Annotated in this window: 9 protein-coding genes; 5 read left to right on the top strand and 4 right to left on the bottom strand. The window is 43.9% G+C overall.

Annotated features, from left to right (window positions below; genetic code table 11):
- Nucleotides 1-394 precede the first annotated feature (394 nt).
- A complete protein-coding gene (locus BN35_RS06225) occupies nt 395-1,258 on the bottom strand; it encodes a helix-turn-helix domain-containing protein (RefSeq protein WP_025072045.1) in 864 nt (287 codons plus the stop codon).
- 409 nt (nt 1,259-1,667) lie between these two features.
- On the opposite strand from BN35_RS06225, the gene BN35_RS06230 reads away from it, so the two are divergent.
- Both BN35_RS06230 and BN35_RS06235 read left to right on the top strand, forming a co-directional pair.
- Nucleotides 1,668-1,847 carry a hypothetical protein gene (locus tag BN35_RS06230; protein WP_248616660.1) on the top strand — a complete coding sequence of 60 codons (180 nt, stop codon included), beginning with the start codon at nt 1,668-1,670 and terminating at the stop codon, nt 1,845-1,847.
- Between the two features lie 30 nt (nt 1,848-1,877).
- Complete coding sequence (locus BN35_RS06235; RefSeq protein ID WP_028900974.1) at nt 1,878-3,647, top strand: hypothetical protein; 1,770 nt, start codon at nt 1,878-1,880, stop codon at nt 3,645-3,647.
- Nucleotides 3,648-3,904: 257 nt separating this feature from the next.
- Here the strand turns inward: BN35_RS06235 and BN35_RS06240 are convergent, their stop codons facing one another.
- From BN35_RS06240 to BN35_RS06250, 3 genes are all read right to left on the bottom strand, one after another.
- The gene (locus BN35_RS06240) at nt 3,905-5,224 is read right to left on the bottom strand and encodes an MFS transporter (RefSeq protein WP_025072046.1); all 1,320 of its coding nucleotides are present in this window, start codon (nt 5,222-5,224) and stop codon (nt 3,905-3,907) included.
- Nucleotides 5,225-5,448: 224 nt separating this feature from the next.
- Entirely contained in the window at nt 5,449-5,829 is a 381-nt protein-coding gene (locus tag BN35_RS06245) for a four helix bundle protein (protein ID WP_025072047.1), read from the bottom strand.
- Nucleotides 5,830-5,992: 163 nt separating this feature from the next.
- Nucleotides 5,993-7,018, bottom strand: a complete 1,026-nt coding sequence (locus BN35_RS06250; protein WP_025072048.1) for a LacI family DNA-binding transcriptional regulator — start codon at nt 7,016-7,018, stop codon at nt 5,993-5,995.
- 332 nt (nt 7,019-7,350) lie between these two features.
- On the opposite strand from BN35_RS06250, the gene BN35_RS06255 reads away from it, so the two are divergent.
- From BN35_RS06255 to BN35_RS06265, 3 genes are read left to right on the top strand one after another with little or no spacing between them, the layout of a single operon-like run.
- Nucleotides 7,351-10,350 (top strand): SusC/RagA family TonB-linked outer membrane protein, encoded by a 3,000-nt coding sequence (locus tag BN35_RS06255; RefSeq protein WP_025072049.1) that lies wholly within the window; start codon nt 7,351-7,353, stop codon nt 10,348-10,350.
- A gap of 13 nt (nt 10,351-10,363) precedes the next feature.
- Nucleotides 10,364-11,983 carry a RagB/SusD family nutrient uptake outer membrane protein gene (locus BN35_RS06260; protein ID WP_028900975.1) on the top strand — a complete coding sequence of 540 codons (1,620 nt, stop codon included), beginning with the start codon at nt 10,364-10,366 and terminating at the stop codon, nt 11,981-11,983.
- Nucleotides 11,984-12,004: 21 nt separating this feature from the next.
- The gene (locus BN35_RS06265; RefSeq protein WP_025072050.1) at nt 12,005-13,594 is read left to right on the top strand and encodes a SusF/SusE family outer membrane protein; all 1,590 of its coding nucleotides are present in this window, start codon (nt 12,005-12,007) and stop codon (nt 13,592-13,594) included.
- Nucleotides 13,595-13,636: the final 42 nt, after the last annotated feature.

Below are 13,636 nucleotides of genomic sequence, written 5' to 3' on the forward strand. Positions count from 1 at the left end.
ACTATCTTGTGTGAATAAGGGCACAAAGTGGTGCAGATAGCCATGTTAAGTCAATGCTTTAGTCTCATTGAAGCATTGAGTTAGCTCCACTTCACTATGCAAATTTTGGGTTAAGACGCTGATATACGGATAAATACAAAAATTGCTTATTTGTGACCAAAGGGACAGTTGTTGGCAAATATCCGAGTATTGATGCCCGATGTAAAATTTTTTCTTATTGCACACCTCATCCCTTCTCCACCATACAGGGATGATACAATACTCTTCTAAGCAGGGAAAAGTAACCGACAGACGGGAATGTTGGGCTGTTCCATGGTTGTCCTTTCCTTGCAGCGGATAGTGCCATTGTCAGAAATAGTCATATCTCACCTCATCCAACGGTACACCACGGTAATTATAAGGCGTGCTTTGGGGTTACTTTCCCGCTTCTTATTTCGTTTGGAGTGCCTTCGAGTGTCTCCTTGCAGAATGTGGACATACGTTGCACCGACGAGAATTTAAACTGGTTGGCTATTTCCTCTAACGTGTCATTGGTGTTGCGTAGGGCTTTGAATAGTGCCTCGCCTTTAACTTTGTTCACCCAAGTTTTGGGTGGTTCGCCAAAACACGTCTTGAAGTGGCGAATGAAGGTAGGTCTACTCATACACACCTTTTCTGCCATTTCGTCAACGGAGGGATAGGTGCCTGACATACCCATGATGGTTTCTTGGAACGATAAATTCACACGAAACAGTGGAGCCAAAAACGATGCCAGGGTGTCGGTAGGATAATAGGCTTGCATTACCGCTGTAAATTCGCGTTGCTTAATGAGTTGAATATCGCAGCACAGCAGTTTGTCTACGACATAGTCGGCTGTTTGGCGAGCCAGCACTTGGACAGGTTTTATCATGTCAAGCGCAAATAACCAGTCGTCGCGTTTCGGTGCGTTGCTAATCTTTTCGTCGCTAAGAATGCTTCGGCAAAATCTAAATTTGCTGTCAATGAAGTAAAGAACTAAAAGAGTACTGTCTTCGAGAAAGCTTATAGAGTTGTTGATGCCCGCAGGCATCGGAAACATTTGATTGGTTTGTACAGTGAAACTTGGAAACTGTTTGCCCTCTACGTGCATGCAACCTTCTAACAAAAAAATCATGGCTGTACGCGAAGGATCTGTATGCGTGGTGACTCCTTTCTGCTCCTTCAAAACCCTAAATCCTGTAGGGCTGTTATTCCTATAATGTTCGCACATCAGGTGCTTATTCAAGTAGTAAACGTGCATAGGCAATTTGTATATTTTATAATTTTGTTGTGAATTTATAAAAAATGTGCGACATATGTTGCAAATATTAAGAAAAGTTATAAATTAAAGAATTGTTTTAAAACAAATTAAGAACTTTTTCCATATAAATGTTCATTTATGCGGTTCGCTCCACCTATTATATTGCGTGCCTCTATTTTCGCTCTTTTTTATCAATTTCATTTTAGTACTATCAATATTGAGCAAAATGAAGATTGAAACAAAACGATAATTTTTTGAAATAATTTGTTATGCGACCTTATTATAAAGATGCCTAACTTTACAAGCACAAGTAATATAGAGGAATTATACCGAAAAAAACAAGAGATAATATAACGAATCATAAAATAATAAGAATCAACTAATCAACTAAAACGAGGAGTATTTATGTATGAAGAAAGAATATGTAAGTCCAAGGGTGGATATTATTTACACGAATGTAGAAGATGCGCTGCTGAAAGGAACTAATGGTGGAGGAGATATAGAAGGACCTGGCGCTAAAGCCTATGATTTTGATCAGAGTGATTTTTCTGATGAACCTTTTTGGAATGATGAAAATAGATGGAAATAACTTATAACAAACGATTAAAAACAAACGATTATGAAGACTAAAACAATAAAAGGTATTTTTACTTTGATAGCCATCAGTTTGCTGGGCTTCCTGACTGGTTGCTCTGAGAATGATGTGCTGAACGACGTGCAAGGAGCAGCAGCCGACCAAACTTCGAGTGTCATTTCTGGAACGGGATCCTTTGACACCGATGAGGTGGATGCTATGTTCAACGCGACTCCAGAGACAAGAACAACATTCCATTACAATAGCCAAAAGAAGCTGAGCTTTAGATGGAAAGAACATGAAAGGATACCTGTGTTTATGTGCTACAAGCAAGGCAATGAGCAGAAAGTGGTAGAAGACGAAGTGTTCGTAGTGAATGGAAACAACATAAAATTCGCTATAAATATACCTGCTGGCTTCGACCGGAGAAGGGGTGATCTCTACATGGGAGCTGTCATGGGTAAGGTTCCAGGCGTGAACAACGGTGCCTGGGCAAGCGGCATGACGGCTGACGGCAAGTTCAAGATAGAGGCTTCACACACGGCAGATGCAGCATCAGACCAGTTTAACCTACCTTTTTATGCCCCATTGACTAAAGTCAACACCCATGGAGACATCAATCTTCATTTCAAAGCTCTCGGTAGTTGGATTGTCGTGAGGTTGAACGTGCAGAAAGATATCGACCCCGATTTCATGAATGTAAGCTCTGATGTGGTGTCTACCAATGGCACACTCGACCTGTTCTCTTCTGAGAGTGGAATGCCTGCATGGCAACCAGAAATTACGACGCAGCAGAACATTAGGTTTGATGTGAAAAACTTTAATGTGAAGGCAAAAGAAGAGAGCAAGCCATTAACGGTTTGGTTCATGCCTATTCTAAACAAGGAATCACAACAACCCACAACGGTGAGTCTCCAGAAAAAGACCACTTACTCAAGCAATGCGCGCCACTATTCAAAAGAGGTCATTGGCAAAAACGAACAATTTAAGAATAACAAGGTTTACAATGTTGACATTACCGAAAAAGTTTGTGACAAAGGCTTAGTGATTACACAATTCTGGTCAACACAAAAGAACAGATATTGCAATCGCAACGTTCTTCAGATTACCAATATCAGCGATCATGAAATCAGTTTGGAGGGTTATTACCTCGTTCGCTCTGTATTTGGTAGCGCTGAAACGCCTTCTGGCGTGATAGACTTGGGTAAATTGGAAGAAAACAATGCACAGTTCTTGTATAATCATCGCCAAAAGAAAGTACTGCCAAGTGGCGCCTCGCTCCTGATTACTGGCTTTAATAGAAGAGTTGCTGAAGGTGCTTTCGATTACTGCGAAGACGAAATTTATCAAATAGCACTCCTCGGAGAAGATGAAAACCTGCTGCAACAGTTTGTACCACGAGGGAATCGTGACCGCCGGGGACGAGAGTCTAACTGCTATTTCTGCAACGCTTATTTCTTGACTTTTAACGGTACTGATATCTCGTTGTCAAAGCCAAACGACATTGTAGACAACTTTGGACGTGACGCTTGTGGCAGAATTTACAACTTCCAGTTCTGCAACCGTACCTATTATCGTATACCTTATTGTTATATCTATATGGGCGAGCAAGGTCTTGGTGGCGAAGCTACTCATCTCTATAAGCCAGAGAGACGAATAAGATATAATTATGACCCGTACACGTACTCGTACTGGGGACCGATGGAGATCTTTAGCACATGTGCCTGGAGACTTGAATATGAGACCAAGGTTACATCTTTAGGCTTTTGGGGAAAATTGGGTGACAGACCCATGCTCAGAAATAACATGTATTAATGATACAGCGTTCGCAATCGCGAAGAGGTGTCAGACATCGATGAATATAAAACAACTACTTATTATATAAGGTGCATTTGGCTCAAGACTACAACGGTTTGTTGGTTTGAGGCAAGATATGCACAAGGCTGGATTCCATGCGAGGAGTCCAGCCTTTAATTTTTTTATCATCACCTATCAATCAAGTCTTTGTTTCTAACACAGACTGAAGGGAGAGGCGAGAGAAATTAGAAAGCGTTATTAGCTTTGCAAATTCATCAATCTTTGACATCTTTGATTAGCGATACAGCAGCTGCACCGAACAATAGCGAGATGCCCGCAACAACCATCATGTGGCTTTGCACCGACCCCACCATACTGAGGAGTGTGCCTCCTATGACTGCAGCAATGATTTGCGGGATACAGATGGTGCCATTGAACAAGCCGAGATATGCGCCCATGTGTCCATAACCTTGTAAGGCATTGGTGACAAAGGTAAAGGGCATGGCTAACATAGCTGCCCACGCACAGCCAATGAGGAGGAAGGGAATGAACAATAAATACTGGTCGTGTATCACGGTACAAGCGGCAAAACCTATGGCTCCCAATACTAAACTGAGGGCGTAGGCAGTCTTTCGACTACCGAGTTTGGGCAATAGCGGTGCCCATAACACAGAGCCAATGGCTTGTACGGCAAACAATACGCCTACCCAGTTGCCAGCTTCTTGAGCTCCCTCACTCGCCATGTCGGTGGTGCCCCACACGTTGGCTGCTACGGTACCATGCGTATAGGTCCACATGTACATAAAGGCTATCCAGCTGAAGAACTGCACGACACCAACCTTCCAAAAGGTAGAAGGAGCGTGTTTGAGTAGGGTGATCCAGTTTTCTTTCTGTTCTACATCAACTTTCAAGCTACCATTGTATTGTTCATATTCCTTTGGAGACCACTCCCTTACCTTGGAAACAGTGTAGCCAACACAGAGAATCAGGATGCCTGCACCAACAATAAAACTGTAGATGACCGAGTCGGGGACCACACCCTTGGGGGCTGTATTAGCGATGCCCAACAGTGCGAAAAAGAATGGAAACAGGTAACCCACAAGAGAACCTGCATTGCACAGCAGACTTTGGATGGAATACGCCTTGGCTTTCTGTCGTTCGTTCACCATATCACCCACGAGCATCTTAAAAGGTTGCATCGCCATATTAATAGAGGTGTCGAGGAACATGAGCATGACAAGTCCGAAAATCATTGCTACCGATGCCGTCATGCCGAATGAGCCAGACTGTGGGAGCAGGCACATCACCAGTACCGCAGCCGCAGCTCCGATGAATAAGTAGGGGATGCGGCGCCCATAGCGTGTCCATGTTCTATCTGAAAGCGTGCCGATGATGGGTTGCACTACAATTCCCATGAGGGGAGGTAATATCCAAAAATAACTAAGATTGTGTGGGTCGGCACCTAATGTGGCAAAGATGCGTGAGATGTTTGCACTCTGCAGCGCATACGCAATCTGTACACCGAAAAATCCGAAACTTAAATTCCAAAGATTCCAAAAGCTCATGTCGGGCTTTCTCTTTAATTCATAATTCATAATTTTTAATTCATACTTTTGTTAGAATATACGATGAGTTTTTTTTAATTCATAATTCATAATACATACTTTAGAATATGCAATGAGGTTTTTTGTGATTCATGATGTTTCATGCAAAAACGGTCAATTATAATTCATAGCTCATAATTCATACTTGTGTTAGGATGTGCGATGAGTTTTTTGATTCATGATGTCTCATTCAAAAGTGGTCAATTGTAGTTCTTTTATGTAGACTTACTTTTTTGTTGCTCCTTTGTAATGTGTATGATGATAGATGTTAACAGCTTAATCAATTCAACGCAGTCTGCTAAGATGCTTTTTGCTGCCGTTTCATTAATGTATTGAGTGCGCCATAAAAGTTCTATCCAGTATTCTGTTTCACTCGCTTCTTTTAGTGATATGTTGAGTTTTGATTTAAAGTCTGCTTTTGATTGAGCTCTAAGCGCTTCTTTTACGTTTGCACCAATACTCGTTCCGCTCCGTATAAGCTGTTTGCTCATTTCGTATTCTTTTTTCTCTTCTCTCAGATATTTACAGAGATTTACACAGCGAATGGCAAAAGCAAAACTCTTTTGGACGATTACATTGTTGTCTATATCTTTCATTGATAGATAGAGTTTAGGTTCAAGTGAGAATTTATGTTTTGTTCAGATACCTATTACAAAGATATTCATTTCAACTTGATTTCTTCATATTGCATAACAAATATACTGTCAGCAAATTGAATTGTGAATTCTCAATTATGAATTTTTAATTATGAATTATGAATTATCTCGTAGTTCCTCTAATAATGAGTTTTGTCCTTACAATTCTCTTTTCAACTTTGTCGGGAGGCAGCAAACCTTCTACTTTCGAGATGAGAATATTAGCAGCTTCTTCACCTACTCGGACACCACGTTGCTCTACGGTAGTGAGCATGGGGTCACAAGCTTTGGAACGGTCGCCATTGGTAAAACCACAAATGGAAATATCTTCAGGAATGTGGTAACCCATGCGCTTAGCCGCATAGAGTATGCCGACAGCCGTATCATCATTTACTGCAAAGAAAGCATCAGGGATTTCTTCCTGTTGCAACAGTTCGGGGGTCAGCACTTCGGCATCCTCTCTATTGTCACAGATTCGAAGAAAGTTCTCGTTTACTTTGAGCCCATTCTTGAGGAGGGCATCACGGTAGCCGTTGTATCTGTTTTTGGAAATCTCCAAAGTCATGGGCGAACTATAACAAGCAATTCGTCGACATCCCGTATTGATAAGGTGGGTCACTGCATTGTAAGCGCCCATATAGTCATCCACTACGACGCGGGAACAGTTAATGCCCGTACAGATGCGGTCATAGAAAACCAGTGGCATGTGATGATCGATAAGTTTTTTGAAATGCTCATACTTGACTGTATCTTTGGCTTGAGATACGATCACCCCGCACACCCGATTCTTATAGAAGTCTTGACAAATTCTTACTTCTCGTTCATAGCGCTCATTGCTTTGTGCTACCATGATGCGATAGCCGTGTGTGGTCGCCTCTTCCTCAATACCCGAGAGAATACTCGAAAAGTAGAAATGAGAGAGTTGAGGCACAATAACTCCAATCACTTTTAGGGGCTTGACACGACTGTTTCGTAGCGACTCGGCAATCACGTTGGGATAGAAATGATGTTCGCGCGCGTAGGCTTGTATATTCTCGCGTTGTTCTTTACTGATACGAGGATTATCTTTGAGTGCACGTGAAACCGTAGCCACAGAGACTCCCAATGCTTGCGCAATGTCTTTCATTGTGATGGGCAACGATGTTTCCATTTAGGTTGTTATTAGTTTTGCAAATGTATGTAAAACAAAAGAATGCTCAAAGCGTCTTTATCATTTTATAAAGATGACGACCATGCAAACGTTTGCATTGCAAATATAGTGAATTTTGCACTTAAAAAGAACAATGACAGTTAAAGAAAACTAACTTTGCAGCATGAGGAGAAACTAACCATGAGTCATAACGACCTACTAACCATCCTCAAAAGGAATTCCTGACATGCTGAATGAAGACACCCATCAAGCCTTTTGATAGCTAATAGCTGTTGGGGATATTGACCTAAGAAACTCTAAATTTATTATTATATTAACTTAAAACTAAAAAAATGAAGCAGGTAAAATTTTCATTACCGCTGAGAATGCTCACACTCATCTGTGTGTTGTTCATTTCAGCAAGTGCCTTTGCGCAGCAGATTGCCGTGAAAGGACATGTGAAGGATGAAACCGGCGAACCCATTATTGGTGCCACTATTAGAGTAGCGGGACAAACGGGAGGTACGGTGACAGACTTTGACGGAAACTTCACCATCAATGCCAACACGGGCGACATGATCTCTGTTAGTTACATTGGTTACGATGTCTTTGAGGCGCCAGCAGCTGCCAAGATGGTTGTTACTCTGAAAGAAGCCAAAGGTGAATCTATCAACGAAGTGGTGGTGATTGGCTATGGACGGGTGAAGAAAAACGACCTAACGGGTAGCGTTACTGCCTTGAATGCAGAAAAAATGGTAAAAGGAGCTGTTACCTCTGCCACCGATATGTTGGTAGGTAAGGCTGCTGGTGTGAGTGTTATCACTGACGGTGGTGCACCAGGTGCTGGTGCAACGATACGTATTCGTGGCGGTTCGTCTATGTCAGCGTCAAACAATCCGTTGGTAGTGATTGACGGTGTGCCCGTAGATGATGGAGACATCAACGGTATGGCAAATCCCTTGAGTACCGTTCACCCTGACGATATTGCCACCATGACTATCTTGAAAGATGCGTCGGCAACAGCTATCTATGGTTCGCGTGCATCGAATGGTGTGATTCTTATCACGACCAAGAAAGGCAAGGCTGGTGGTATCCAAGTTGGATATAGCGGTTCTGTGAAGGTAAGCACCCACGCCAAAGAGGTGGACGTAATGTCGGCAGACGACTTCAAACGTTTTGTTATCTCCAAGTTTGGCGAGCAAAGCATGCAAGCCAAGGCTCTTGGTACGAGCGATACCAACTGGCAGAAGGAAGTGCTACGCACATCGGTTAGTACCGACCACAACATCAACGTGTCGGGTGCAGTGGCTAATTTGCCTTACCGTGTATCGTTGGGTTACACCAATGAGAATGGTATTGTGAAGACATCTAACATGGAACGCTTCACAGGTGCTATCAACGTGAGTCCGCAACTCTTTGACAAACACCTAAGCATACAGTTGAATCTCAAAGGTATCTATAACACCAACCGCTTTGCAGACCTTGCCTCTTTGGGCATGGCAACACAGTACGACCCCACACAGCCCATCTATATGAAGGGGTCTGAATATGGTAACGGTTATTTCATGTATCTCAATGATAAGGGAAAACCTGTTGACATTGGCTTGGCCAACCCTGTATCCATCCTCACGGATAAGAGCGACAAGACAAAGGTGTACCGCAGCATCGGCAACGCACAGTTTGACTATAAGTTCCATTTCTTACCCGACTTGCGTGCGAACCTCAACTTGGGATATGATGTTTCCAAGGGAACGGGCGACGTAATAACCGTAGATAACTCTCCTATGTCGTGGACGTGGGGCAATTTCAAGAAAGGATTTGGTGAGAACAGCAGCTTCTGGCAGCTCAAACGGAATACGCTGTTGGAATTTTATATGAACTACACCAAGACCTTTGGCGCACACTTCATTGATGCCATGGCAGGTTATTCGTGGCAACATTTCTATCGTTCGGAATGGACGAAGTATCCCTATTCAGAGGCTAAGGCAAAGGAATATGGCACAGAGTTCTACAAAGGCGAAGACGATTTCATTACCGAGAACTACCTTGTGTCGTTCTTCGGGCGTGTGAACTACACCTTATTAGATCGTTATCTCTTGACTTTCACATTGCGTAATGATGGTTCTTCACGCTTCAACAAGGACAATCGCTGGGGCGTATTCCCATCGGCAGCATTGGCTTGGCGTATCAACGAGGAGGCTTTCTTGAAAGATACACGCTGGCTTGATGACTTGAAACTGCGTTTGGGTTACGGTGTGACGGGTCAGCAGAATCTTGGTAACGGTGATTATCCCTATATGGCACGCTACGCTTATTCACAACCAGGTGCCAATTACTACTTTGGTGACAGACGCATACAACTCATTGCACCATTGGCTTACGATGAAAACTTGAAGTGGGAGGAAACTACAACCTATAACGCTGGCCTCGACTTTGGTTTCTTCAAAGGCATGCTTTCGGGAACGTTGGATTTCTATTATCGTCAGACTAACAACTTGTTGAACACTGTTACGGCACCAGCTGGTACCAACTTCAGCAATGAGTTGCTTACCAATGTCGGCACATTAGAAAATAAAGGTGTAGAGCTCTCGTTGACTGCACACCCCATTACAACCAAGGATTTCCAATGGACATTGGGTTACAACGTGTCGTACAATAAGAACACCATCACCAAGCTAACATTTAACGACGACCCCACATACAAGGGCGTGATACATGGTGGTATTGACGGTGCCACAGGCTACAACATTCAAATTAATGCTGTTAACAAGCCATACAACTCGTTCTATGTGTTTGAGCAGATGTATGATGAGAACGGAACTCCTATTGAGGGAGCTTATGTGGACCAGAACAACGACAATAAGATAGACGAAAGTGACCTTATTCCTTACAAGAAATCGGCTCCTGATGTGTACATGGGCTTGACATCGCAGATGAATTACAAGAACTGGGATTTATCGTTTGCTCTTCGCTCAAGCATTGGCAACTATGTGTACAACAACACACAGTCTAACCGTGAGGCATGGGACGGTTCGCAGATGTACGACCAGACAGGCTTCTTGAAGAATCGTCTCAACTCTGCTGCCAACAAGAACTTCCACACTGGACAGTACCGCAGCAGCTACTATGTGCAGAAAGCTGATTTTGTTCGCATGGACAACTTCACACTTGGCTACACTTTCAACAAGCTGTTCAATGACAAACAGTCCGCGCGCCTGTATCTCACCGTGCAAAATCCGTTTGTCATTACCAACTACAGCGGCATTGACCCTGAAATCAGCGGCGAGGGTATAGACAACAAGATTTATCCGAGACCTATTTCGTTTATGTTTGGTTTCAATTTCAAATTCTAAATAGCAACTCAAAATGAAAAAATATCATATTAAAAAGTCATTGTTTTTGCTCTTGTCAGGAACATTGTTAGGAATGACCTCCTGTGTAGGAGACTTGGATACCGAACCGTTGGACAAGGATGAATTAGTGTCTAATGTAGTATTCAAAAACGACATCAACGCCTACACCCAGAGCCTCGCCAAGATTTATGCGGGCATGGTGATAGGTGGAAACAAAGGTGGAGACGCCGAGCAAGACGTCAAAGGAATCGATGGAGGCTCGCAGGCTTCTTTCATACGTGTGTTGTGGAACATGCAGGAACTGGCATCCGACATGGCTCACTGTGCATGGAACGACCCTGGAATTCCTGGGTTCAACCACCTTTCTTGGGATTCGTCAAGCCCATGGATCAAGGGTTCGTATTATCGATTGGCTTACCAAATCAACTTGGCCAACGCTTTTCTACGTGAGACCACCGATGACAAACTGAGTAGCCGTGGTTGTAGCAATGAGGTGAAAAATATTATCAAGGAGTATAGAGCTGAGGCTCGATTCCTGCGAGCGCTCACCTACATGTACGCCCTTGACCTGTATCGCAACTATCCTTTCTTTGATGAGAATAGTACAATAGGTAGCGAGCGTCCACAACAAATTATGAAGGACGACCTTTATAAATATGTGGAGAAAGAATTACTGGAATGCGAGAAGGACCTTGCTGCTCCTGTTGTAGGCTGGAACAAGAATTATGGCAACGCCAACAAGGCTGCCGCATGGGCTGCTCTGTCGCGTTTGTACCTCAATGCAGAGACCTACGTGGGGCAAAAGAAGTACACCGAGTGTATTACTTATTGTAAGAAGATTATCAATGCTGGCTACGAATTGGAATCCAACTATGCTGACATGTTCAAGGCGGACAATGATCATTCGAAGGAAATGATTTTCCCACTTCGCTACGAAGGTGCTGAAACCATGACTTGGGGAGGTATGACCGCTCTGTTGTGTTGGGGATCTGCACAATTCCAAGAAGAGACGAATGCCAAGGGAGCTTGGCAGGGCGTACGTGCCAAGTCGTCATTGCTCAAGTTGTTTACCAACGAAAAAAAGCATGAAGAAGACACACGCTTTGCTATGCTACGTTTGGATGGAACCAAGAACGTGGAAATTGTCAATGAGGCAGACTTTAAGGACAATGGTATTCCTGTAACCAAATTCTGTAATCTTAATAAGGATGGCAGTAAGCCTGCATCTTCTGAGGCTTATGTAGATTTCCCATTGTTCCGTTTGGGCGAAATTTACTTGAACTTGGCAGAGGCTGTTCTCCGTGGTGGAACAGGGGCTACCAAGAACGAAGCCATGAACTATCTGAACGAATTGCGCAAACGCGCCTATAAGGATAAGACCGTGGCGCCAATTGATGACAACAATTTCACACTGAAATTCTTGCTCGACGAGCGTGGACGCGAACTCTTCTTCGAGGCACAACGCCGCACCGACCTCGTGCGCTTTGGCAAGTACACTTCCGCCGATTACGTATGGCCATGGAAAGGTGGCGTGGCTGAAGGTAAAGGGGTGAATGACAAATACAAGATATTCCCATTGCCTTCTGACGACATTGGATCGAACCAAAACTTGAAACAAAATGATGGTTATTAATGGATTAAAACAAGATAGATCATGAAACTAAAAAATATATTATTCCTCGCTGCTGGTTTCTTGGCAATGACATCGTGCTCTGACGATATCACCACGCCAGTACTCAAGTTGCAGCAGGCTGCGAAACTCAATGCTGTCAATCCAGCTGAGATAACCTTTACGCAGGAAAATAGTGACAAAGCGTTTCCCGACATTAGCTGGGAAAAAGCCAACTATGGCAAGGGTGCGGTGGTAAAGTACACCGTAACTATTACCAACAATGAGAACAAAAAGAGTATTGTAGCAGGTGATACAGAGGATGCCAAACTCTCTTTCACCAATGAGGCGATGAACTCGCTGTTGGCAAAGATAGGTGCCTATCCTGGTCACACCTATGATTTCACCGTGTCGCTCAAGTCTTCTGCATTCGAAACGTTGACCGATGATGCGCAGAACACAGTCAACTTCAAGGCTACACCTTACGACCCCAACACTGTGGGCATTGACTGGAACTATGCTTATGTGGCAGTGGGTTATCCCGAGTGGGATTATTCAAAGGCTTATCTCCTTGGCGACCCTGATGGTGATGGCACTTACCAAGGTTGGATACAGTTTGACGAAGAATGTACATTTGCTGTCGTGGATGGCAAAGACATCACCAAGGTTCTCGCTAAAGACCAGAAGGTTGATGCTGCTCAGAAGGGATTTGTCGAGGTGACACTCACACCTGACGGCAATGTGACCATAGGACAACCCTGCGAGTGGGGCATGATTGGAGATGCTACGTCTGGTGGATGGTCCAAAGACACCAAGATGGAGTACGACAAGGACACCCGTATGTGGACCGCGGTAACACCGTTGACCGATAAGGAATTCAAGTTCCGTGCCAATGAAGGATGGGATATCAACTATGGTAGTGACAAAAACAATCCAAGTGTTTTGGCGCAAGGTGGCGAAAACCTCAAGGTGGCGAAAACACACGCATACATTGTGAAGCTCAACTTGACCACTGCTGGCAAGTACACCTACACCATGGAGGAGACCGACATCGAACTCTCGAGTGCCGAGCTTTCTGTGCCTGGCTCTTATCAAGGTTGGAAACCTGAAGCTGAAAACGCTTACCGACTCAAGTCGGAGAGTCGCGACTTCCAATACATGGGCATCTATTATTATCCTGCCAACACCGAATTCAAACTCTATGACGACGGCAAATGGCTGGGTAGCGTAGGCGAAGTAAAGTGGAACGAGGACAAGACTAAAGCTGAGTTTGCTCTTGGCGATGGCGCCAACATCAAGTTCACCGAAGGTGGCTGGTATCGCATTACCGCTAACACCAAGAAGATGGTTGCCTCCGTTGCCAAGACAGGATGGGAGATTATCGGATCTGCTACCCCGGATGGATGGGACAAGGGACAGCTGATGACCTACAACCCCGAGACCAAGAAGTGGTCTATCACCATAAAGATGAAAGATGGTGAGTACAAGTTCCGTTGGGATGCCTCATGGGAAAAGAACTTCGGTGGTGTCTTGACAGGTCTTACCGAAGGTGGCGACAACATCAAGATTGGTGCAGGTACCTACCTCATCGAGCTTGACCCCGAAGCCAAAACTGCTACCGTAACAGAGCAATAATTCGTTACGAGAGTAGAATATTGAATATAAAAGGCGCACTCT

Origin of the sequence: Hoylesella timonensis 4401737 = DSM 22865 = JCM 15640 (genome assembly GCF_000455445.1) — a bacterium.
Taxonomy (GTDB): domain Bacteria; phylum Bacteroidota; class Bacteroidia; order Bacteroidales; family Bacteroidaceae; genus Prevotella; species Prevotella timonensis.